This is a genomic window from Lactobacillus sp. CBA3605, from assembly GCF_002970915.1.
GTDB lineage: Bacteria > Bacillota > Bacilli > Lactobacillales > Lactobacillaceae > Lactiplantibacillus.
Genome location: NZ_CP027190.1, coordinates 2,441,797 through 2,465,030 on the forward strand (window position 1 = coordinate 2,441,797; position 23,234 = coordinate 2,465,030).

Genomic DNA, 23,234 nt, shown 5'->3' on the forward strand with positions numbered 1-23,234 from the left:
CTTACTTTTTAGTAGAATAGCGGTAGTTATTAGCAAAGGGAGCTTTCAATGAAAATCAATGCATGGAAACAAGATTCCGAGTACGTGGCAATTGTCGCTGATTTATTAGCTCAACCGGCTGTGCAACACTTAGCCGATTTTACGCAACACCATCATTCGAATCGATTAGATCATTCAATTGCAGTTTCATATGATAGTTATTTATTAGCAAAGAAATGGCACCTCAACACTGCTGCGGTCGCACGTGGTGGTTTGTTACATGATTTGTTTTATTATGATTGGCGTGAAACCAAGTTTGACTTGGGGTCACACGCCTTTATTCACCCGCGGGTAGCGTTACGGAACGCTGAAAAGTTAACCAAACTAACCCCGATGGAGAAAGACATCATTTTAAAGCACATGTTTGGGGCGACGTTAGCCATACCTAAATATCGAGAAAGTTTGTTAGTCTCTTTAGTCGATGATTATGAAGCAGAACATGAGTTTTTTGGACCATTACGTCTCAAGGTGGCCAAACAACTGGACCGATTCCGGGGGAAAGTTTCCGCCGGATAACCAACCGGCCAGGAGAACTTTTTTTGGAGGTCATGTAAAATGTCAGAAATGATACTGGATACGGTTGTTGACACGACCGCTGAATCCGAATTTGAATTGTGTCCTAAATTTGAACAAACCTTTTCAATTTTAGGTAAAAAGTGGAATGGCCTAATTATTGACGTTTTATTAGAGGATGGGCCACAACGTTTTAAAAACCTGGCGCGACGAATTCCACGTTGTAGTGACCGCGTTTTGGTGGTGCGCTTGAAAGAATTAGAAGCCAATGGCATCGTTAGTCGGATTACACATTGTGATTCAGCCTTGATTGAATACCGATTAACTGCGAAAGGTGCCGATTTAAAGCAAGTGATGGAAACCGTCCATGGTTGGTCTGATAAGTGGAATAGTCCTGAGAATTCTTACGAATAGGGCTTGACGCTACGTTGGGTTTGCCATAAACTGACATAGTAGATTGAAAAGCGTTGATGAGAAGTAGTACTTAGTTATGCCGTCTTAGGAAAGAGTGTCAGCGACTGGAAGCACTCTGGCGGTTACACTAACGAATTCACTCTTTGAGCTGGAATTAGACATTATGATACAACTAAATTTCCGGTACCCGGCCGTTATCCGGTGAAAGTGCGTTAATTTAAGCGAAGCGATAATTGACGAACAAGGGTGGTACCGCGATGACCTCGTCCCTTTTTAGGACGGGGCTTTTTTGTGTCTAAAATGCGACTAAAAAATTGGAGGCAGCATATGAGTTTACAAGATCGATTAACCGAATTGCGTGATCAGGGCTTAGCAGATATTAAGTCAGCGGATGTCTTGAAAAAAGTCAATCAAGTTAAAGTTGATTTGCTTGGCAAGAAAGGCCCGATTACAGAAGTCTTACGTGGTATGCGGGACTTGGAACCAGAAGAACGGCCCAAAGTTGGGGCTTATGCGAATGAGGTCCGGGATAAGTTACAAGCGGCGATTGATCATCGGCGGGAACAATTAGAACAAGCCGTTGTCAATAAGCAATTAGTTGCTGAGACGGTTGATGTGACCTTGCCTGGTCGTACAGTCCCACAAGGGCAACCGCATGTGATTACCCAGATTATTACGGAATTAGAAGATTTGTTTATTGGCATGGGCTATCAGATTGAGGATGGCGACGAAGTTGAAGAAGATTACTATAACTTCGAACGGTTGAACTTACCAAAGGATCATCCGGCCCGCGATATGCAAGATACGTTTTATATTACGAAAGAAGTCTTATTACGGACGCAAACTTCTGCCGATCAACCACGCTCACTAGAAAACCACGATTTTTCGAAGGGACCTTTGAAGGTGCTATCACCAGGGCGGGTCTATCGACGTGATACGGATGATGCGACTCATTCGCATCAATTCCATCAAATCGAAGGGTTAGTCGTTGATAAAAATATTACGATGGCCGATTTAAAAGGGACCTTAGTCCTAGTTGCCAATGAATTATTTGGTGATCAATTTGATGTTCGGATTCGACCGAGCTACTTCCCATTTACAGAACCATCCGTTGAAGCAGATGTCACTTGTTTTAACTGTAATGGTAAGGGCTGTGCAGTCTGCAAACAGACTGGTTGGATTGAAGTTTTAGGTGCCGGCATGGTTCATCCACGCGTCTTAGAGATGTCTGGCATTGATCCCGAAGTTTATGGTGGTTTTGCCTTTGGCTTAGGTCCAGATCGGTTTGCCATGTTGAAGTATGGGGTAGACGATATTCGTAACTTCTACTTAAATGATGTTCGGTTCTTGTCGCAGTTTTATAAGAAAGGTTAGGCGGTCCTATGAAAATATCTTATGCATGGTTACGTGATTATTTACAGTTGGACATCCCAGCCGATGAATTAGCTGAAAAAATTGAGCGGACGGCGGTAGAAGTTGACGGTGTAATTCGGCCCAGTGAAGGGTTGAAGAAAGTCGTTGTGGGCGATGTATTAACGTGTGTGCCACATCCCGATTCTGATCATTTGCACATTTGCCAAGTTGATGTGGGTGATGGTGATCCGATTCAAATCGTTTGTGGGGCCCCTAATGTGGCCGCTGGCGAAAAGGTCATCGTTGCGTTGCCTAATTCTTGGATTGGCAATCACACTAAAATTAAGCGCAGTAAAATGCGTGGTGAAGTCTCTAACGGGATGTTATGTGCGTTAGACGAATTAGGTTTTGATGAAAAATTAGTGCCTAAAGAAGTTGCGGATGGAATTTTTATCCTCCCAGCTGATGCCACGCCAGGCGAACCCGTCTTTTCATATTTGGGGATGGACGATGAAATTATTGATTTATCAATTACGCCGAATCGCGGAGACATGCTCAGTATGAATGGAACCGCCCATGAATTAGGGGCCATCTATGATCAAACGCCAACGATGCCAACCGTTGATTTACACGAAGATGCAGCTGACTTAACGGATGATGCCTTAGACGTGACGGTCGACGTTGACGAAGCGGATGTCCCAATCTACAAAATGCGTTTAGTTAAGAACATTACCATCAAGCCAAGCCCACTCTGGTTACAAATTCGGCTTTGGAATGCTGGAATGCGGCCGATTAATAATGTTGTTGATGCGACGAATTATATCTTAATGCAATATGGGCAACCCTTACATGCCTTCGATTATGACCAATTAAATGCCGGTAAAGTGAATGTGCGCTTTGCTAAGCCTGGTGAACAGTTAACCACTTTAGATGGTGAAGAACGGGACTTATTAACGACTGATTTACTAATCTGTAGTGATGATAAACCGATTTGTTTGGCCGGGACCATGGGCGGCTTAGCCACTGAAGTGACTGATCAGACGACAACGGTAGTCCTTGAAGGGGCTGTTTTTGATGCGGTTAAGATTCGTAAGACTGCTCATAGCCATGGCTTACACAGTGAAGCCGCAATGCGTTATGAACGTGGAATTGACCACAGTGCGACCCAAACGGCATTAGATGCTGCCGCTGCTTTGATTGCTGAATTAGGTGCCGGCCAAGTCACAATGGGCACTGCAGTTGGGCGTGAAGAAGTTGTCACGCCGACTGTCGTTGAAATCACGTTAGCACGGATTAACCACGTGCTAGGCACGACTTTAACTACTGCTGAAGTGTCAGATATTTTCCGCCGGTTAGCCTTTCCAACGGTTGTTAAAGCAGATACCTTTACCGTGACGGTGCCAGCCCGGCGGTGGGATATTCATATTCCAGCCGACTTGATTGAAGAAGTTGCACGGTTATACGGCTATGATAAGCTACCAACGACGTTACCAACAGGACAACCAACTATTGGTAAACTCAATGAAACCCAACAATTGATTCGAGATTCGCGCCGGTTGATGGAAAGTGCCGGATTGACGCAAGCAATCAGTTATTCATTGACTACGGCAACTAAAGCGCAAGCCTTTGCGTTACATGCCAGTGAAGTGACGAAGTTGGACTTCCCAATGAGCTCTGAACGGACGACGCTACGCTTAAACTTAGTGGCTGGTTTATTAGATGATTTAGCCTACAACAAGGCTCGTAAAGAACATGATGTGGCGTTGTATGAAGTCGGGCGGGTCTTCTTCAGTCAACCAGAACAGGTGCGGCCAAAAGAAGTGACCCATATTGCTGGGGCTATTACCGGTTCAATGGTGAAAGCTGCCTGGGATACGCAAGCGACCCCTGTTGATTTTTATCAAATCAAAGGCATTGTCGCTGGCTACTTAAAGTCATTGGCCTTAGCGACGCCAGTAACGTATGTCGCCAGTGCCACCCATCCAGAAATGCATCCTGGTCGGACTGCGGATATCTATAGTGGCGATCAATTGATTGGGTTCGTCGGTCAAATTCACCCAACCACCGCTAAAGCCTACAAAGTTCGTGAGACCTTTGTGTTTGAATTAGACTTAGATGCGTTAATTGCGTTACCAAAAGCCCGTCAACAATATCAACCAATCTCAAAATTCCCAAGTGTGACGCGGGACGTGGCAATGCTGATTGACCAAACGGTGACGAATGCGACGGTAATGGCTTTAATTACGGCCAAGGGCGGCGCCCATCTTCAAGATGTGCAACTCTTCGATGTTTATCATGGGAAGAATGTGCCAGCCGGGAAGCAATCATTGGCCTATACATTAACGTATCAAGATCAAAATGCGACCTTAGTTGATGATGAAGTGACCCAAGCTTTCGAAAAGGTCCTCACTGCTTTGACGACTGAATTAGGTGCGGAAATCCGTTAAGCTGTCATTAGGACTGGCTTATAAGCCTAAAAAAGCCTAAAAGTCTGATAGAACTAGTGCAAAATGAGCCTCAGTTTTGTATAATTGATAGGATTAATCAATAGATGGAGGGGCGAATTTTGAATAACGACCAAGATAAGCAGAATCAATCAGATCACAGTACCGATAACCAACCTGAGGTGAATCAGAAAGAACGCAAGTCGTTCTCTAAACACGTCATCTGGGGTGTCATTGGAATTTTAGTGGCCTTGTTGGTTATTATTGGGGTAATGGGTTATCGCTATTTTGATAACGCTACGCAACCTTATAATGAGAGTGACAATCAGGTGGTCCAAGTTAAGATTCCATACGGTGCCAATAGTAAAAAGATTGCGAATATTTTACAATCAAAAAAAGTGATTAAGAGTGGCTTTGTCTTTGAATACTGGACGAAGGCCCATAATTTATCCAACTTTCATGCCGGCTATTATCAATTAAAGCCATCGATGTCATTGGAAAAAATCGCGAAGAAATTAAATAAGGGTGGTACTTCCGAGCCCATTCAAAGTTCGACCGGACGCGTTTTAGTGATTGAAGGTAGTCAGATTAAGACGATTGCGCAAACCATTCAAAAACAAACTGATTTTACGTCGAAGGAATTTTATGCTCTGATGAAAGACCAAACTTTCTTGAACTCGTTAGCAAAGAAGTACCCTGATTTGTTAGGTTCAGCGATGAAAGCCAAAAATGTACGCTATCGCTTAGAAGGTTACTTATTCCCAGCGACGTATCAAGCAGATAAAAAGACCACGTTGAAGCAATTAGTGACCCAAATGGTGACTAAGACGGATGCAGAAATGCAACCTTATTATAAGCAAATCAAGAAGTCTGGGATGACGGTGCAACAGGTGATGACTTTAGCGTCCTTAACTGAACGTGAGGGGAGTACCACGAAGGATCGTCGCATTATTGCCGGGGTCTTCATGAATCGGATTGATGCTAAGTGGCGCTTAGATTCTGATATTTCAGTGCTATATGCGATTAATTCGACGAAAGCATCATTAACGGCGAAGGACTTACAATCGAAGTCACCGTATAACTTACGTTTGCACTTAGGTTACGGCCCAGGACCGTTCAATAGTCCTAGTTTGATTTCAATTAAAGCGGTGCTTGATCCAGCGCAACGTAGTAAGGACTACATGTACTTTGTAGCGGACCTCAAGACCGGAAAAGTTTATTATGCTAAGGACGACGCTGGGCATGCTGCCAACATCAAGAAAGTTGCTAAGCATAACGCAGCTGCCGAAGAATAAAAATGAGGCTGAGATAAAATATGACTGAAAAAAAACATCGTCGCCCAGTTGTGATTGGCGTTACTGGTGGGTCCGGTAGTGGAAAAACCACAGTTAGCCAAGCTATTTATAATCAGCTGTCAGGTCAATCATTGTTGATTTTACAACAAGATTCTTACTATAATGACCAAAGCGAGATGACCATGGCTGAACGTCGGCAAGTTAACTATGACCACCCATTGGCCTTTGATACGGATTTAATGATTGCCCAAATCAAACAACTTTTGCGGTATGAACCGATTGAAAAGCCCGTCTATGACTATGAACAATCTACTCGTAGTGCCAAAACTATTCATCAAGAACCACGTGATGTGATTATTGTTGAAGGGGTTTTGATTCTAGATGATCAACGGTTGCGTGATTTAATGGATATTAAAGTTTTCGTGGATACGGATGATGATTTACGGATTATTCGACGGATTCAACGGGATATTAAAGAACGTGGTCGGACACTAGATTGGGTCATTGATCAATATCTAGCGACGGTCAAGCCAATGTATCATCAATTCGTGGAACCAACGAAGCGATATGCGGACTTAATCGTGCCTGAAGGTGGCGAAAATAAAGTTGCCATTGATCTTTTGACCACGAAAGTTCGTTCGATTTTATAAACAAAATTAAAAGACAGCCTATTTTTCGGATTTGAGCCTTTACTATTAAAATCCGGCATGGTAGGCTGTTCTTTGTTAACTATTTGAAGAACTAGAGGAGTGGAAACATTGGCTGAAGAAAAAAGATATCCAATGACGGAAGAGGGTCAAGTTAAGCTCGAACATGAACTTGAAGACCTCAAGCTTAACCAACGCCCAGAAATTATTAACCGAATTAAAATTGCACGGAGTTATGGTGATTTATCAGAAAACTCTGAATATGAATCAGCAAAAAATGAACAAAGCTTATTAGAAAACCGCATTAAAACGGTTGAACACATGCTCCAATATGCTGAAATCATTGATAGCGAAAAGATTGATGTTAATGAAGTCTCAGTTGGTAAGATTGTGACTTTTAAAGAATTACCTGATGAAGAAGCTGAAAGCTACACGATTGTTGGTGCGGCTGAAGCCGATCCTGTTTTAGGTAAGATTTCCAATGATTCGCCAATTGCTAAAGGCTTAATTGGCCATCACGTGGATGAAGAAGTGACCATCGAAATTCCAGCTGGTAAGATGAACGTTAAGATTATTAAGGTAGAAAACGCCTAAGTTCAGGTGTGATGCTAGGAGACCAATTCAATTGTGGATTGGTCTTTTTTGTATTGATTCATGTGAACTACTCGGCCATAAATGACCGAGCTTCTGAGAACACTGCCAACTTACACAATAGTGACTAGCACTATGCCCAGCGGTTACAGCTATTTATCACGGCTCGTTCCGAGCCTTGCTAGTCTGGTTAAGCGCTTAGTATATTCTTGGCGGCATTAATATCCCGATCATGGTTAACACCACAACTAGAACATGTCCATTGCCGGATAGCTAGCCCATGCTTACCATCATCGTAACCACAGTCAGCACAGATTTGACTAGTTTTTCGAGGGTTCACAGTGACCAACCGTTTACCATACCAAGCACATTTATATTCAAGCTGCGTGCGTAGTTCACGCCAAGCTTGATTGGCAATTGCGCGAGCGAGCTGATGATTGCTGAGAAGATTTTTGGTTTTCAAATCTTCGATTTTAATCACATCGTAGAGCGTTACTAGTTTCTTAGTGAGTTGATGTAAATAGTTATTCCGCTGGTTAGCAATCTTCTCGTTATATTTGGCAACCATGATACGCGCCTTGCGATAATTACTGAAGTCGGTTAATTCACGCGGTTCTAAGACTTGATTGTGTTTGTCCCACGCAATTTCTTTCATGGCTTGTAACCGACGTCGGGCTAGCCGTTTTTCCCAATAATGTTTCTTTTGCGATAAGGCCTTATCAAAACGAATAGTGGGATATTTGACACCATCACTGGTAATCATTAAATCTGCAACACCCATATCAATCCCCACCGCCTGCTTAGTTTTAGGCAGTTCTTGCATGTCATTATCGACTAACACAATGGCGTAGTATTTACCGGTAGCGGATAAACAGACTGTGACATTTTTAATCTTACCGGTAAGTTGTCGGCCAGACTTAAAGGCAAGACGGCCTAATTTTGGTAATTTGAGATAGTGTTGATCGATTTGACTAATATTCTGATTGACTGAATTAGACTGGTAACTCTGTTTGGGGAATTTACGCGATTTGAACTTCGGAAAACCAACATGCTCCTTAAATAATTTCTGAAAAGCATGATGTAAATCACGACTAACATGTAACAGACTGGTTGACTCCGCTTGCTTGAGGAATGGGTATTCCTGTTTGAGACACTTAATCAGATAATTCATGCCAAATTCATTGACGTAAGATCCACCATTGTTATGGCGCTCAATCTGCATGCTTAATAACTGGTTCCAAACGAAACGACAGCAGCCAAAATTGTTAATGATTTTGGCTTGTTGGTCAATTTGGGGATAGATTCTGGTTTTAATCGCTCGTAGCGTCATCTAAAAGCACCTCTTTTATTTGTTGGCTAGTAGTATAATGTTTTCGACATCATAACTAGGTGACCACCAGTGACAATCAGTTTTTTGCCGATAACTTTTGCGGTACATTAACTAATAAGTGGCTACAATCGTCGTGACCAATTTCCATCTATTCAGTACTAAATACGTATTTTGAAACGATTTCTATTAAATATACACTGCGTACAAAACAAAAGGCGATTCATCACGTCCTTAAAAGAACGTGTTTCCTCACCTAAGTTCAAAAAATGCGTGTTTTTAGTTGCCTTGGAGTCGACTCAAAGGTTTATACTAAGGCTATTAAACAAGTAAGGGAGTTTTTAACATGAGTATTAAAGGGAAAGTCGTGATTATTACCGGCGCATCAGCAGGGATTGGTGCGGCGACCGCTAAATTATTAGCCAGTAAAGGTGCCAAGCTTGTATTAGGCGCACGACGTGAAAGTAAGTTACAAGCCATGGTCGATGAAATTATTGCTGCTGGTGGCGAAGCTGTTTACCGGGTGACCGATGTGACCAAAGTGGCTGATAATCAAGCCCTAGTTGAATTGGCACAGACAAAATTTGGGCAAGTCGATGTCATGTTTTTAAATGCTGGTTTAATGCCTAACTCCCCACTTTCAGACTTAAAAACTGATCAATGGCATCAAATGGTCGATGTGAATATTAATGGTGTTTTAAATGGATTAGAGGCAGTATTACCTGTTTTCAAAACGCAAAAGTCCGGTCATGTTATTGCAACGTCATCGGTCGCTGGCTTGAAAGCTTACCCTGGTGGTGCGGTTTACGGCGCAACTAAATGGGCCGTCCGGGACTTGATGGAAGTTTTACGGATGGAATCAGCCCAAGAAAAGACGAATATTCGAACGGCGACAATTTATCCGGCTGCAATCAATACGGAGCTTTTGGATACGATTACCGATCAAGCGACCGCCAAAGGCGCAGCTGAAATTTACAAAGAATATGGTATCTCACCAGCGCGGGTTGCAAATGTGATCGCTTTTGCGATTGATCAGCCCGAAGACACTAACGTCAGCGAATTCACAATTGGTCCGACGACGCAACCGTGGTAGAATAAAAGCATGAAAATTAAAGCCGTGACCGAAAAATATCAGATTCCTGCCGATACATTACGTTATTGGGAACGGGTCGGCGCAATTCCTGCCGTGCACCGTGACCAAGCGGGGTATCGAAATTATGACCAAGAAGATTTAGGTTGGATTGAGTTTGCACAGTGTATGCGTGAGGCCGGGGTCAGCATTGATTATTTAATTGAATATATTGACTTATTTCGACTAGGCGAGGCAACCCGATCAGCGCGTAAGGATTTACTTAACGAGCAATTAGTCGGGATTCACCAACGCTTGGCCCGGATGCAGAAAACATATGATTTAATTAAATACAAGGCTGACCATTATGAAGAACATGTGGAAGGCTATCATGGTAAGTTAGTACCACCACAATAGCTAGTAGCGTCCATTCTTGGGCGCTTTTTTGTTGGAGCACTTGCTCACCAAGTTGCAATGTTGCGTTTTACAGGTAAAAAGGAGACAATACTGTAAACGATTACAATTAATGAGGTGAACCGATATGAAAATAACAGTTACAGATGAAGCCAGTCATTGGTTCCAAACTGAAATGGGTGTAGTAGCTGGGAATGGTGTCCGTTTTTACGGTAAAACGTATGGTAAAACCGCTGTCCATCATGGTTTTTCCATTGGACTAGCGCGAGATGATGAGCCCCATCGACCGATTGCGCTAGTTGAAAAGGATGGCGTGAACTATTACGTTAATGATCGTGATGACTGGTTCTTTAAAGGGTACGATTTGACGGTTGATTTTGATGCTGAAAATGATGGGCCTAAATACGATTATCAACCCAATCAAGACTAAAAATGGATTCGAGACCGACGTCTCGAATCCATTTTTAGGTTATTAGTGGCGCCGACGCTTGATGGTAAACCAAGCAACGGTCCCAACGGCAGCGATACCAGTGATGAGCCCCCCGGTAGCGAGGTAAGGCGGTCGATACGTCAAAGTGACCGTATGCTTGCCTTTACTTAGTGGCACAGCAACAAAGGTGTTGATAACCTTCTTAGTTGCCACTGTCTTACCATCGACTTTAGCATGCCAGCCAGCCGAGTAGGGAATTGTTGTCATTAAAACTTGGTGCTTTTGCTTAATGTTGATAGTTCCAGTCAATTTGCGACTAGAGTGTTGTGTTAACTTCCACGGCGAACGTTGTAACTTTTTAGCGGATTGCTTGAATTCACTGTTATCTAACTTATACAGCGTGAAGTTTTGCAACCACAAGGACGTCTTCTTCATCTGAATCCCAAAGGTAATCGTCTTACCTTTACTATTAGCTGCAATGTTTACCGCAATTGTATGGCGATAAGTGGGGTACTGCTTGAGCTCTTTACCGTTGATATAATAACTGGCATTGGACGTTGTTAAGTTTTGTCCAAGCGTCAAGTAGTACGAATCATTGGTCTGGGGAGTAAATTTGAAGTAAATTGACCCAGTTTTAGCCAGATTTTGCTTATTAACCACTGACCCCGTTAGCGTGACGACTTTCTTCACATTTTGGAAGATGACTTGGTCAAAGTTTTCCGCTGAAATTAAACTGGTGGTAGACCGATTAGCTAAGGTTTGATAAATTAATTCTTGCCGCGCAATCGGATCGCCAGTGGTCTTAGAAACTTTTAATGTCGTAATTTTATCTGAAGCCGCAAAGCCTAAGCCTAGCGCATAGGGATTCTGATAAGTGGTCGCTTCACTGTTACTCAAACTAGATTTTTTATGATAATTTTTCAAGTCTGGTTTCGTGCTCGTAACTGGAATATAACTATTGTAATTGTCATTATCCGTTTGAGCAGTTGGCACGGTCTTATCCATGAAATAATTCATATCTAATAAAGAGTCTGTGATCAAGGTCCCATTAGAATAAGTCACAACGCCATCGCCATCAGGTTGACCAATTGAGCCAAAGAAGTTCGGAATAATGCTTTCAAAGGTTGAACTAAAGTGGTCAGCACCATTATAAGCAGCCTGCATCGGGTCATCCTTAGTCCGGGTGAAAGTCTTGCCAATACGATAGAAATGACTGTCGCTGGCTTTGATTTTATTAACGGTTCGATCCAAAGCGGTCGTATATTTACCGAATTCAGCTTGAGATACGTAGGATAAGTTACCCAAGGAGGCCGAGGCATTAATCATCATGTCAGTTGCGACTAACAAGAGTGCAATCGCTTGATACAAGCCTAAATGGTGCTTAGGTACAATCAACAAGATCAAGGTGATTGCGGCTAGTCCAATCGTAATGACCAGGTTAGCTTGCGTCACATACGTTACATGTTTCATATTCAGATAAACAGTTGTGAATAAGCCAATTAGTAGCCCTAACATCACTAACGCTTGCCATAACTTGATTGTTATTTCTTTGGTTAACGCCTGCGCACCAATCCATACAATCCAAAAGCTAAAGACGAAGGAGAAGCGGTAAGGGTACCAAACTGGAAATTGATCTGCGTGCCAGAGCAAGTCTAATGGTTCGTAACAAAACGAGAGCAGTAAGAAAGCCGTTACTAATAAGACGACGAGCTTAACTTGCCATTTGGCATGTCGGCGTAAGAAAAATAAGATAAATGCCAAAATTGCAAGCCAGGCAATATAGAAGTTAGGCTGACCGGATGGCATTTGGTTGAAATTAAAACTGCCGGTAATAAACTTAGCGAGCATTTTCCAAGGGGCGTATTCAAATTTCCAATGGACGGTTGTTTCATTATATTGCGCTTTACTTTGAATTAAGGCCCACAGGGTTGGTAAGAGCAACCAGGCCGATAATGCTGCTGCCAATAAGCCCCCCCAAGCGAATTTTAACGCCTGAATACCAAGGGTCTTAAAGTTCTGCCAATATTTAGTTGCACCATACAACCAGTAAAGACAAGCAAACAAGACGACCATGTAACCCATATAATAGTTATCAATTAACATGACCGCTAACCAACCGGCAAACCAGCGCACTTTCCCAGTCTTAAAGAGGCGCTCAAGGCCTAAGATGACTAGGGGTAAGATGGCGATGGTATCCAACCATATCATGTTGAGTTGATTAGCAACCATCCAGCCCATCATGGCGTAAGCAGTACTGAAAGTTGGGACGAGCCAACCTTTTTGCGTCTGTGTTTTGGTCAAAAGCCAAGCAAAGGCTAAGCCAGCACAGCCGTATTTCAAGACTGTGACGATGAAAATCCCAGTAGTCAGCGATTGACCAGGGAAAAACAAGTAGATTAAATTAAAGGGACTCATTAAATAATAAGCCCAAACACCTACCATTTCACCACCAATCGTTTTAGAGAAGGAATAGAAAAAAGCACTTGGATCGTGCAACAGCGTATGGCGGAAGTAGGCGAATAGGTCAACATATTGTTGCCCTAAATCAACAGTCAATAAACTGCTGGAACCAAATGGCGCCATGTGTCGATAAATAAAATAGCCAGTCATTAATATTAATGGCAGCCAGAAACTCAGCCAGAGCGGCCAAGTTCGTTTGTCAAAAATACGACGGATTCTCAAAATGCCACCTCAATCTTTATTTAAATCTTCAACCAAATCAAAAATTACCTGCATCGGCTGGATTGATTAGTTGAAATTCTTATGTCTACTATATAGAATATCATATTCTTTATGCAGTACGCGTTAAATCTTTATTATGATCAGTGGTTAATTAGCGGTACCAACTTTGGTTAATTGGCCCGTAAATGGGTGATGATTTTGGGAATTGTTAAAGATGGTGATAAAGTAGTTGCAATCGGACTGCTAAACTGTCAGATTTATAGTACACTATTGATTGAAAAATAGGCATAGGCTACAATAGTATGAGTAATGCAATTATCTAAAAGTGCTAGTAACAGCTGGCGAACTAGGAGCCAATTTTACCAAATTAAGAACGGGAGCCTGAGAATTGAAACTGTTTAAGAAAATTACTGCGAACCGTGACCCTAATAAGTCGCATATTCCATTCCGATTGAATTTTTTGTTTTTTATCGTCTTTTTACTATTTGCGGCGTTAATTGGTCAGTTGGCTTACTTACAAGTTGATTATGGTGGTAAGTTTGCAACTGAAGTTAATTCAGCAAATAATACGACGGCGACCGCAAGTGTCCAACGGGGATCAGTCTATGATTCAACGGGGCGGGTCTTAGTCGGTAATAAATCACATCAGGCCATTCAATATACAAAGGGCTTGAGTGTCGCATCGACTAAAATGTACCAAGTTGCGACGAGTTTGAGCGACTATTTAACTATTTCGACGTCAAGTTTGACCGATCGAAATAAGGCTGATTACTATTTGGGTAGCAGCGCAAATTTAAAAGCAGTTGCAAAGCATATTTCGGGAGCGTCTTCTTTGTCGGCAGATACCTTATATGATAAAGAAGTCGCTTATACTGAAAAACACCTCATTGATAATTTTACAGCCGAGCAAGAAAATGCAGCCGCCATTTATGCCAAAATGAGTGCTGCGTATTCCTTGTCAACCGTCAATATTAAATCAACGGGTGTCACCAGTAAGGAATTAGCTGAGATTGGCGAACATCAATCGCAAATGCCTGGTGTTAAAGTTGGGACTAGCTGGACTCGGAGTTATCCGAATGGCACTAGTATGACCAGTGTACTGGGAACTGTTACCACTGAAAAGCAAGGGTTACCTAGTGATAATATCAAGACGTTATTGGCTGAAGGTTACTCGCGGGACGACTCAGTTGGGCAAAGCCAACTAGAGAAGCAATACGAGAGTGTGCTCCGTGGCACTAAGTCGCAAACTGAAGTGAAGACGCAAGACGGCGTCATCAAAAAAGAAATTAAAAAGTACGGTGGGCAAAAGGGTGATAACGTTGTTTTGACGATTAACTCGGCCTTCCAAAAAGATGTTCAAAAGATTATGATGGCGCAGACGAAGAGTGCTGGGTCAGCTAATCCATATTTGCCAGGCGCCTATGCAGTCGTCATGAATCCTAAGACTGGGGCAGTTTACGCCTTAGCTGGGGCTAGTCGTAATTTATCGACTGGTAAAGTCACTGAAAATGCGCTGGGGACGATTAATCAATCCTTTGTCATGGGGTCAGTTGTTAAGGGGGCAACCGTTATGGGAGCCTTACAATCAGGCGTCATTACCCCAACCAGCAGTACATTAACGGATACGCCAATCAAGCTTCAAGGTACCGCTACCAAGAGTTCTTGGTTCAACAAAACTGGGGCAACGAGCTTATCCTTGAATGCGTCTGAAGCGATGGAAGTGTCTTCTAACTCGTACATGATGCAGTTAGCCATGAAGGAAGGCAATTATACGTATGCCTCAGGTAAAGCCTTAACTATGTCGACCTCGATTTTCTCAAAACTCCGGAGTTACTTTAACGAATTTGGGTTAGGGGTCAAGACTGGGATTGATTTACCAGGTGAAGCGACCGGTTATCAAGGGGATTCTAGTGAGAGCAGTATTGGTAAATCCCTTGACTTGTCCTTCGGTAACTACGATTCATATACGACAATTCAGGTTGCCCAATACATGGCAACCATGGCTAATGGTGGTCAACGGGTTGCCCCACATGTGGTTTCTGCCATTACTGGGACTAAGTCTGACGGGACACAAGGTCGGGTTAAGACGAATGTCGGCACCCGGGTCTTGAACACGGTTGACGTGCCATCATCATACTTTGACGTGGTTCAAAAGGGGTACTATTTGGTGGTTCATGGGACCAGTACTTATAAGACTGGGAGTGCCCTAGAAGACCTATCACCACAAGTGGCTGCTAAGTCTGGGACTGCTGAAACGTTCCATGGGACGACTTCGACGGAAACGTTGAGTTTGGCAACTTATGCGCCATATAAGAATCCAAAAGTGGTAATTGCCATTGTCTTTCCTGGGATTACAGCAACAAGTAGCACGGTTAATACCACGACTGCAACCCAGATTTATAAGGCTTATTGGAAGTACTATGCAAAATAACTAAAATCTTGATTTTTAGGTGCCAGTATCTTAATTGATACTGGTATTTTTTTGCCATTAATGGTATAGTAATTCAAGTTAAGGGTTCCGGCCCTGTAATTTGCGAATGAGTTTGGAGGGTCAACAACATGCGGGTACACATTACACTAGAATGTACTGATTGCCATGAACGTAACTACTTATCTTCAAAGAACCGTCGGAACAATCCGGATCGGGTTGAATTTAAGAAGTACTGTCCACGGGAACATAAAGTAACTTTACATCGTGAAACAAAATAACAACGGGGTTACCTGTTGTTTTTCTGTTGCATTGTCATTAGACAATGGGTTTCTCATTTGTTGGCAAATGAGTGATTGGGTTTCCAGTCGCTTATGTTGATGAATGAGATTTTTTGTTATTAAAGCAAAAAATTAGGAGCTGGTTACGATCGATAAAAAGCAATTTCGACAACAACAACTAACGCGCCTAGGCGCAATGAGTGCGGCTGATCGATTGGCTCAAAACCAAGCTTTGCAGCAACAGTTAGTTGCTAGTCCCGCTTGGAAGCAAGCTAATCGAATTGCTGTGACGATTAGTAGCGCCATTGAGGTAGATACCCGGCCAATTATTGAAGCGGCCTGGCGGGCACATAAACTTGTTTTTGTGCCCCAGACGCGACCACAGCGGCAACTTGCCTTTAAGCCGTATACGGCAACCACCCAATTAGAACGGACCAAGTTCGGTATTTTAGAACCGGTTACTGGGCTGACCGTTGATAAGGCCACGTTAGATTTGATTTTGGTACCTGGATTAGGCTATAGTCGTGCGGATGGTGCGCGGATTGGCTTTGGTGGCGGCTATTACGATCGTTATCTGGCTGATTATACGGGGGTTAAGTTAACCTTGGCTTTTCGTGAGATGGCATTTGACCAAGCTGGTTGGCCCATCGAGCCGACTGATATCTTGTTGGATCAATTATTAGTAGCAGAGGATGGTGGTAACGACGGACATTAAACGATGGTGGCGGACCCAACCCGCAATGACTCAGATTATTTTAGGGGTTACGGTCGGGGTCTTTTTAATTGAATGGTTGCTGGGTGGCAGCACGAATGCCGCTATTTTATATTTAATGGGGGCCAAGAATAATCAGGCAATCATTGCTGGTCAGTGGTGGCGATTTGTAACGCCAATCTTCTTACATATGGGCTTAACCCACATTGTGTTAAATGGGGTAGTCATTTATTTTATGGGTATGCAGATTGAAGCGTTGTTTGGTCGGTGGCGCTTACTGGCGATTTATTTATTAGGTGGTATCAGTGGGAACGTGATGAGCTTTGGCTTATCTGCGAACCAGTCAGTAGGTGCTAGTACCGCAATTTTTGCGCTACTAGGTGCTTTCTTAATGGTTGGTGAATCGTTCTGGGAGAATCCAATGATTCGGCAATTAACTGGGCAATTCCTACTATTTACGGTGATGAATCTGGTCTTTGATTTATTCTCAGCGGGAATTGATATTTGGGGCCATATTGGCGGCTTAATCGGGGGCTTCTTGATTGCGTATGTCATCGGGGTGCCTAAGATGGGTAAAATACCAAACTTAAAGCGGATTTTAGCTGGCATCACGCTAATTGTTGCTTGGGCCGCCATGATAAAATTGGGTTTTACAAATTTTAAATAAACGGTATAATTAATCGAGGTTATGCACATGAAAACACTTTACGATGTACAACAGCTACTGAAAAAGTTTGGTGTTTACGTTTATGTGGGCAAACGTATTTGGGATATTGAATTAATGGCCATCGAAATTGATCATTTGTATCAAGCTGGGGTTATTAATGCCAAAATGTATGCCCGGGTGAAGATTGTATTGAATCATGAGCACCGGCTTGAAGCAGAACAAGCGCCAACAGCGCAGAAACATGATTAATGGAGGGATTTAGTCACATGGACCGCAAATTAATTGGTGTCGACCTTGGTGGGACGACAACTAAGTTCGCTATTTTAACTGAAAATGGCGACATCCAACAAAAGTGGAGTATTGAAACGACAATTCTTGATGAAGGTACGCATATCGTACCGAATATTATTGAATCAATCAATCACCACATCAATTTATACAAGATGGACCGCTCACAATTCGTCGGTATCGGGATGGGAACTCCTGGGACCGTTGATTTGGAAGCTGGGACCGTTATTGGCGCCTACAACTTGAACTGGAAGGTTTTACAACCAGTTAAGCAACAGATTGAAGAAGGCACCGGAATCAAGTTCACCTTAGACAACGATGCTAACGTCGCTGCTTTAGGTGAACGCTGGAAGGGTGCCGGCGAAAACAATGATAATGTGGTTTTCGTTACCTTAGGGACCGGTGTCGGTGGTGGAATCGTCGCTGGCGGTCACTTGTTGCATGGTGCCGCTGGGGCTGCTGGTGAGATTGGTCACGTTACGGTCAAGCCAGATGGCTACATGTGTACTTGTGGTAAGCGTGGTTGTTTGGAACAATACGCCTCTGCTACTGGGGTTGTCCATGTGGCTCGTGATATGGCTGAAGAATTCTCTGGTGTTTCTAAGCTAAAACAACTTTTAGACAACGGTGAAGAAATCAGCTCTAAGATTACCTTTGATTTAGCTAAAGAAGGCGACGTCTTGGCTAAGAGCGTCGTGGATCGCGTTTCATTCTACTTAGGCTTAGCTTTAGCGAATGTTGGTAATACGATGAACCCCGCCGCTATTATTATTGGTGGTGGCGTTTCAGCTGCCGGCGACTTCTTATTACGCCAAGTTGAACATTACTTTAAAGAAAATACATTCCCAACGGTACGTAATACGACTGCTTTGAAGTTAGCGGTATTGGGTAACGATGCCGGTGTGATTGGGGCCGCTTCATTAGCCCAACGATTTATCTAATTAACGATTTTTAAGAGGCTGACCAGCGATGGGGGCCTCTTTTTTGGGCGTAATTGGCTTTTAATGGGTTTAGGTCTAGTAAAAGTAAGCGGTTTTGTGTAAAATAAAGAAGTAGAAATTAGGAGGGATAGTGTGGTTTTAGGTGCAATCAGCGTTTGGAATTCAATTAATATTGTCTTAATTATTCTTATCGCAGCGTATTTTATTTATGTTTTTTATAGTTATATTCGACGCCGCCAAGTCTCGACGATGTTGGAAGCTGACGAATTTAATGCCGGCATGCGGAAAGCGCAAGTCGTTGATTTACGTGAAAAGAAGGAATTTGATGCGGGCCATATTCTTGGTGCCCGGAACATTCCATATAACATGTTAAAATCTCGGATGGGCGAATTACGTCAAGATATGCCAGTCTATGTCTATGACCAGACCCATACGTTGAGTACCCGTGCCGTGGCGACCTTATCCAAAAATGGGTTCAAAGAATTATTTATTTTGAAGCCAGGTTATGCCCGTTGGGAAGGAAAAACAAAAAAAGCGAAGTATTAAAAAATGGCGGCCAGAACAAAATTTATTTTTTGTTCAAGCCACCATTTTTTAATTAACCATTATGAGCGGAACGACTTTTACGTAAAGCCTTTTTCCGACTTTCTTCAAACTTATTTTCTTGATCTTCGATGGGATCGACGACCTGCTTTTTAAATGATAGTACCGAGCCGATAACGGCACCTGCCGTGGCAACGACGCCGAATAAAAAGCCGCGTGTAAATGATTTCATAGAATTGACCCTCCTAGTAAGTTATTAAGTTCATTATGATTGTTTTGAGGCTAGATATCAATACGAAAGGCTTAAAAAATATCTTGAATGAAGTTGAGGTGATTTAGATGTTAACGCAGATTATTGCGCATCGGGGGAGCAAGGGTACCCGTCCGGAAAATACACTGGTGGCTTTTCAAGCCGCATTGGCGGATGGCGCGGATGGTCTCGAAACTGATGTCCACTTATCAAAAGATGGCCATTTGATCATTATGCACGATGAACGAGTCGATCGAACGACTAACGGGACCGGGCGGATTACTGATTTGACCTTGGTCCAATTAAAAAAGTTAGATGCCGGCGCTTGGTTTGCACCGGACTATGCTGGCACGCGGGTCCCAACGTTAGATGAAGTCGTGCAATTATTAGTAGCAGAAAACTTTACCGGCATCTTTAATCTGGAATTAAAAACCAATAAAATTCATTATGATGGGATTGAAGCGTTAGTGGCCGATTATTTTAATCATCATGATGTTCCGTTTAAGTTAGTCTATTCCAGCTTTTATGGTAAATCAATTGAACGACTACATGCGTTACAACCGACCGCTGAGTTTGATAGCTTATTTAAAAGTAAATTTCAAACCGCCAAACGGTTACATGCGGAACGGGTGATTCTCGGTTATCATCCGGATATTCGCTGGGTACGGCGGCATTGGCTGATGTTGCCTAAGGTGCAACTACGGCCGTGGACGGTCAATACTGCCCGTGACATGAAGTTTTGTTTTCGGCACCGGTTTGCCGGCCTGATTACCGATTATCCCGGCCTGGCTCACCAGTTGCGCCGGACAATGCAAGGAGGATAAATTGTGACAACGAAGCAAGTGCTCTTAATTGCGGGACCAACTGCGGTTGGGAAAACCGCGTTATCATTAGAATTGGCGCATCAATTTGATGGTGAAGTTATCTCTGGCGATTCGATGCAAGTTTATCGGCATTTAGATATTGGTACGGCCAAAGTCTTACCAGATGAACGGCAAGCCATCCCCCATCATTTGATTGACATAAAATCAGTACATGATTCCTTTACAGTGGCTGAATTTGTGTCGCGAGCAACGATTTTGATTAATCAAATCCAAGCGCGGGGCAAGTTGCCGATTATTGTTGGGGGGACGGGGTTCTATTTACAATCATTGTTAGCCGGCTTTCAGTTTGGTACGGCCAATGTAGTCCCGGATTTAACGTATCGGCAGACGTGGTTTGATTTAGCGGCGCTTAAGGGATCCCAAGCCGTCTGGTCGGTCTTACAAGGGGTTGATCCGCAGGCGGCTGCCAAGATTGAGCCACAAAATGTGGTCCGCGTGGTCCGGGCTTTAGAGTATCAACATGTGAGTGGCCGGCGATTCTCGGATCAAGCCGATGAACAGCCAACGGATTTATCAGCGTTAACAGTCTGTTTAACGGCGGAGCGGTCAGAACTTTACCAGCGCATTAATCAGCGGGTTGATCAGATGGTTGCGACGGGGCTCATTGATGAGGCTCGCTGGCTTTACCAACAAGGCGGTCGGGCATTGCCCGCCGGTAAGGGGATTGGCTATCATGAATTATTCCCGTATTTTGCAGGAGACACGATGCTGACTACCGCAGTTGACTTAATTAAACGGGACTCGCGTCGGTATGCGAAGCGCCAATTAACTTGGTTTCGCAATAAAATGACGGTCAACTGGTATAACTTACTTGAACACCCAGAACAACGGCGTGAAATTGATGACTTAGTCACTAATTGGCGCTGCTAAAATGCAATTGGTATACCCACCCAAAACATGTAATGTTTTCTAACATGAATGATTGACATTCTGTGTCGACATTGCTACTATTAAGTCTGTATTAAGAAGGAGGGTCGTTATGAAAGAAAAGGAATTACGTCGTTCGTTAGCAGTCTTACCAATTGGTACGGTTATGAAGTTAGCTAACTTGTCAGCACGTCAGATTCGTTATTATGAAGAACAGAATTTGATTCGCCCGGAACGTAATGCGGGTAATCGCCGAATGTTCTCCTTGAATGATGTGGATCGGTTATTAGAGATTAAGGATTATTTAGCTGATGGCATTAATATGGCGGGGATTAAAGCCATCTATACCATGCAAAAGCAAAAAGCCCAACAAAAAGAAGCGGACTTAGCGCGCCCACTGACTGACAACGATGTACGCCGGATCTTACATGACGAATTTCTGACTATTGGCGGTTTAAAGACCAAAGATGGGCCAGAATATCCCACTCATTAATCCATCTGCACCCATTAGTCAATCAATTTAAGGAGCGATTCACATGGCAAAACAGCAGTATACAAAGGACGACATTCGCAAAATCGTCGATGAAGAAAATGTTAATTTCTTACGTTTAATGTTCACTGATTTATTTGGGACTATCAAGAATGTGGAAGTTCCAGTGTCACAATTAGATAAATTATTAGACAACAAGTTAATGTTTGACGGTTCTTCAATCGACGGTTTCGTACGAATTGAAGAAAGTGACATGTACTTATATCCAGACTTATCAACTTGGTTGATTATGCCTTGGAACACTGAACATGGTAAGATTGCACGGATTATTTGCGAAGTTTACAATGCTGATCGCGAACCATTTGAAGGCGATCCACGGAACAACTTAATTCGGGTCCTAAGTGATATGCGTGACGCTGGTTTTACGGCCTTTAATATTGGGACTGAGCCAGAGTTCTTCTTATTTAAGATGAATGACAAGGGTGAACCAACCACTGAATTAAACGATAAAGGGAGCTATTTTGATTTAGCACCAATGGACTTAGGTGAAAATTGTCGCCGTGATATTGCGTTGGAATTAGAACGCTTAGGCTTCAATGTTGAAGCAAGTCACCATGAAGTTGCGCCTGGTCAACATGAAATTGACTTTAAATATGCGGATGCTTTAACTGCCGCTGATCATATTCAGACCTTTAAATTAGTCGTCAAAACGATTGCACGTAAGTATAATTTATGGGCCACCTTTATGCCAAAACCATTGAATGGGGTTAACGGCTCTGGGATGCATGTGAACATGTCCTTGTTCCATGACCAAGGCAACGCCTTTTACGATGCTAGCGAAAAAGACGAACTGCAATTATCAACGGATGCCTATCATTTCTTAGGTGGCTTGATGAAGCATGCCCGGAGTTACACGGCGGTCACTAACCCAACCGTTAACTCATATAAGCGACTAGTGCCAGGTTATGAAGCACCTGTTTATGTTGCTTGGTCTGGTTCTAACCGGTCACCAATGATTCGGGTCCCAAGTTCACGTGGATTATCCACGCGATTGGAACTACGAAGTGTTGATGCGTCTGCTAATCCATACTTGGCATTTGCGGCAGTTTTGGAAGCCGGACTTGATGGTATTAAAAATAACATCGAACCACCAAAGAGTGTTGACCGTAACATCTATGTGATGGATGAAGACGAACGACAAGCTGCTGGCATTGCGGACTTACCATCCACATTGCACAATGCCTTAAAGGAATTCCAGACTGATCCAACGATGAAGAAAGCCTTAGGGCCACATATTTATCAAAGTTTCTTAGAAGCTAAACGGTTGGAATGGGCATCATATCGCCAACAAGTTAGTGAATGGGAACGCGATCAATATATGGAATTGTACTAAGTCGTATAAAAAATAAATGACTAAGTAATATGAAAGTTATTCGAGAATTTTTAATTCTTGGATAACTTTTTTTATGCTTGTTAATAACTAATTAGTATAATTTTGGTGCGTTTACATGTCGATTAGGTCAACCTATGATACGATAGGTGATGATGATACGACAGGTCGACAGTAAACACTATTGATGATTAGTTTTAGCTAATCGATTGATTATTAAACGTATGATAAATGAGTTGGTGCGTGCCGCCAATTAAAGAATGAAGGGATTCGTG

Annotated in this window: 24 protein-coding genes and 1 other annotated feature; of the genes, 21 read left to right on the forward strand and 3 right to left on the reverse strand. The window is 42.9% G+C overall.

Annotation, left to right across the window (positions count from 1 at the left end; translation table 11 throughout):
- Positions 1 to 48 precede the first annotated feature (48 nt).
- The 7 genes from C5Z25_RS11855 (at position 49) to greA (ending at position 7,299) form a co-directional block, all read left to right on the forward strand.
- On the forward strand, positions 49 to 555 hold the full coding sequence (locus tag C5Z25_RS11855) for an HD domain-containing protein (protein ID WP_105452758.1): 507 nt from the start codon (positions 49 to 51) through the stop codon (positions 553 to 555).
- Between the two features lie 39 nt (positions 556 to 594).
- The gene (locus C5Z25_RS11860; protein WP_105452759.1) at positions 595 to 966 is read left to right on the forward strand and encodes a winged helix-turn-helix transcriptional regulator; all 372 of its coding nucleotides are present in this window, start codon (positions 595 to 597) and stop codon (positions 964 to 966) included.
- 44 nt (positions 967 to 1,010) lie between these two features.
- Positions 1,011 to 1,240, forward strand: a binding site (T-box leader).
- Positions 1,241 to 1,293: 53 nt separating this feature from the next.
- Positions 1,294 to 2,340 carry a phenylalanine--tRNA ligase subunit alpha gene (pheS, locus tag C5Z25_RS11865; protein WP_105452760.1) on the forward strand — a complete coding sequence of 349 codons (1,047 nt, stop codon included), beginning with the start codon at positions 1,294 to 1,296 and terminating at the stop codon, positions 2,338 to 2,340.
- An 8-nt stretch (positions 2,341 to 2,348) separates the two neighbouring features.
- On the forward strand, positions 2,349 to 4,766 hold the full coding sequence (pheT, locus tag C5Z25_RS11870) for a phenylalanine--tRNA ligase subunit beta (RefSeq protein WP_105452761.1): 2,418 nt from the start codon (positions 2,349 to 2,351) through the stop codon (positions 4,764 to 4,766).
- Between the two features lie 104 nt (positions 4,767 to 4,870).
- On the forward strand, positions 4,871 to 6,058 hold the full coding sequence (gene mltG, locus C5Z25_RS11875) for an endolytic transglycosylase MltG (RefSeq protein ID WP_105452762.1): 1,188 nt from the start codon (positions 4,871 to 4,873) through the stop codon (positions 6,056 to 6,058).
- Positions 6,059 to 6,078: 20 nt separating this feature from the next.
- Positions 6,079 to 6,708, forward strand: a complete 630-nt coding sequence (udk, locus tag C5Z25_RS11880) for a uridine kinase (protein ID WP_105452763.1) — start codon at positions 6,079 to 6,081, stop codon at positions 6,706 to 6,708.
- Positions 6,709 to 6,816: 108 nt separating this feature from the next.
- Positions 6,817 to 7,299, forward strand: coding sequence for a transcription elongation factor GreA (gene greA, locus C5Z25_RS11885; RefSeq protein WP_105452764.1), 483 nt, complete (start codon positions 6,817 to 6,819; stop codon positions 7,297 to 7,299).
- Positions 7,300 to 7,486: 187 nt separating this feature from the next.
- Here the strand turns inward: greA and C5Z25_RS11890 are convergent, their stop codons facing one another.
- The gene (locus tag C5Z25_RS11890; RefSeq protein ID WP_105452765.1) at positions 7,487 to 8,626 is read right to left on the reverse strand and encodes an RNA-guided endonuclease TnpB family protein; all 1,140 of its coding nucleotides are present in this window, start codon (positions 8,624 to 8,626) and stop codon (positions 7,487 to 7,489) included.
- A gap of 343 nt (positions 8,627 to 8,969) precedes the next feature.
- Here C5Z25_RS11890 and C5Z25_RS11900 point away from each other — a divergent pair, with 343 nt between their 5' ends.
- The 3 genes from C5Z25_RS11900 to C5Z25_RS11910 all read left to right on the forward strand — a co-directional run bounded on the left by C5Z25_RS11900 (position 8,970) and on the right by C5Z25_RS11910 (position 10,536).
- Positions 8,970 to 9,716, forward strand: a complete 747-nt coding sequence (locus C5Z25_RS11900; protein ID WP_105452766.1) for an SDR family oxidoreductase — start codon at positions 8,970 to 8,972, stop codon at positions 9,714 to 9,716.
- 9 nt (positions 9,717 to 9,725) lie between these two features.
- Complete coding sequence (locus tag C5Z25_RS11905) at positions 9,726 to 10,109, forward strand: MerR family transcriptional regulator (protein WP_105452767.1); 384 nt, start codon at positions 9,726 to 9,728, stop codon at positions 10,107 to 10,109.
- Positions 10,110 to 10,233: 124 nt separating this feature from the next.
- Positions 10,234 to 10,536, forward strand: coding sequence for a HesB/YadR/YfhF family protein (locus C5Z25_RS11910; protein WP_105452768.1), 303 nt, complete (start codon positions 10,234 to 10,236; stop codon positions 10,534 to 10,536).
- 42 nt (positions 10,537 to 10,578) lie between these two features.
- Here the strand turns inward: C5Z25_RS11910 and C5Z25_RS11915 are convergent, their stop codons facing one another.
- Complete coding sequence (locus C5Z25_RS11915) at positions 10,579 to 13,218, reverse strand: YfhO family protein (RefSeq protein ID WP_105452769.1); 2,640 nt, start codon at positions 13,216 to 13,218, stop codon at positions 10,579 to 10,581.
- 388 nt (positions 13,219 to 13,606) lie between these two features.
- On the opposite strand from C5Z25_RS11915, the gene C5Z25_RS11920 reads away from it, so the two are divergent.
- The 7 genes from C5Z25_RS11920 to C5Z25_RS11950 all read left to right on the forward strand — a co-directional run bounded on the left by C5Z25_RS11920 (position 13,607) and on the right by C5Z25_RS11950 (position 19,081).
- A complete protein-coding gene (locus C5Z25_RS11920; RefSeq protein WP_105452770.1) occupies positions 13,607 to 15,649 on the forward strand; it encodes a peptidoglycan D,D-transpeptidase FtsI family protein in 2,043 nt (680 codons plus the stop codon).
- A gap of 128 nt (positions 15,650 to 15,777) precedes the next feature.
- A complete protein-coding gene (rpmG, locus tag C5Z25_RS11925) occupies positions 15,778 to 15,927 on the forward strand; it encodes a 50S ribosomal protein L33 (RefSeq protein ID WP_105448293.1) in 150 nt (49 codons plus the stop codon).
- Positions 15,928 to 16,123: 196 nt separating this feature from the next.
- Positions 16,124 to 16,642 carry a 5-formyltetrahydrofolate cyclo-ligase gene (locus C5Z25_RS11930; RefSeq protein WP_234002748.1) on the forward strand — a complete coding sequence of 173 codons (519 nt, stop codon included), beginning with the start codon at positions 16,124 to 16,126 and terminating at the stop codon, positions 16,640 to 16,642.
- A complete protein-coding gene (locus tag C5Z25_RS11935; protein WP_105452772.1) occupies positions 16,620 to 17,306 on the forward strand; it encodes a rhomboid family intramembrane serine protease in 687 nt (228 codons plus the stop codon). The genes C5Z25_RS11930 and C5Z25_RS11935 overlap by 23 nt, the downstream gene beginning before the upstream one ends.
- A gap of 27 nt (positions 17,307 to 17,333) precedes the next feature.
- Complete coding sequence (locus C5Z25_RS11940; RefSeq protein WP_105448296.1) at positions 17,334 to 17,555, forward strand: YqgQ family protein; 222 nt, start codon at positions 17,334 to 17,336, stop codon at positions 17,553 to 17,555.
- A 17-nt stretch (positions 17,556 to 17,572) separates the two neighbouring features.
- Positions 17,573 to 18,535, forward strand: coding sequence for an ROK family glucokinase (locus C5Z25_RS11945; protein ID WP_105452773.1), 963 nt, complete (start codon positions 17,573 to 17,575; stop codon positions 18,533 to 18,535).
- 132 nt (positions 18,536 to 18,667) lie between these two features.
- Complete coding sequence (locus C5Z25_RS11950) at positions 18,668 to 19,081, forward strand: rhodanese-like domain-containing protein (protein ID WP_105448298.1); 414 nt, start codon at positions 18,668 to 18,670, stop codon at positions 19,079 to 19,081.
- A gap of 52 nt (positions 19,082 to 19,133) precedes the next feature.
- Here C5Z25_RS11950 and C5Z25_RS11955 read toward each other — a convergent pair whose 3' ends face one another.
- Positions 19,134 to 19,310, reverse strand: coding sequence for a DUF3042 family protein (locus tag C5Z25_RS11955; RefSeq protein ID WP_024625559.1), 177 nt, complete (start codon positions 19,308 to 19,310; stop codon positions 19,134 to 19,136).
- Positions 19,311 to 19,417: 107 nt separating this feature from the next.
- Between C5Z25_RS11955 and C5Z25_RS11960 the strand changes: the two genes are divergently transcribed.
- From C5Z25_RS11960 to glnA, 4 genes are all read left to right on the forward strand, one after another.
- On the forward strand, positions 19,418 to 20,152 hold the full coding sequence (locus C5Z25_RS11960; RefSeq protein WP_105452774.1) for a glycerophosphodiester phosphodiesterase: 735 nt from the start codon (positions 19,418 to 19,420) through the stop codon (positions 20,150 to 20,152).
- Positions 20,153 to 21,082, forward strand: a complete 930-nt coding sequence (gene miaA, locus C5Z25_RS11965) for a tRNA (adenosine(37)-N6)-dimethylallyltransferase MiaA (RefSeq protein ID WP_105452775.1) — start codon at positions 20,153 to 20,155, stop codon at positions 21,080 to 21,082.
- A 109-nt stretch (positions 21,083 to 21,191) separates the two neighbouring features.
- Entirely contained in the window at positions 21,192 to 21,572 is a 381-nt protein-coding gene (locus tag C5Z25_RS11970; protein WP_105452776.1) for a MerR family transcriptional regulator, read from the forward strand.
- Positions 21,573 to 21,615: 43 nt separating this feature from the next.
- Positions 21,616 to 22,962, forward strand: coding sequence for a type I glutamate--ammonia ligase (gene glnA / locus C5Z25_RS11975; protein WP_105452777.1), 1,347 nt, complete (start codon positions 21,616 to 21,618; stop codon positions 22,960 to 22,962).
- The last annotated feature ends 272 nt before the right edge of the window (positions 22,963 to 23,234 follow it).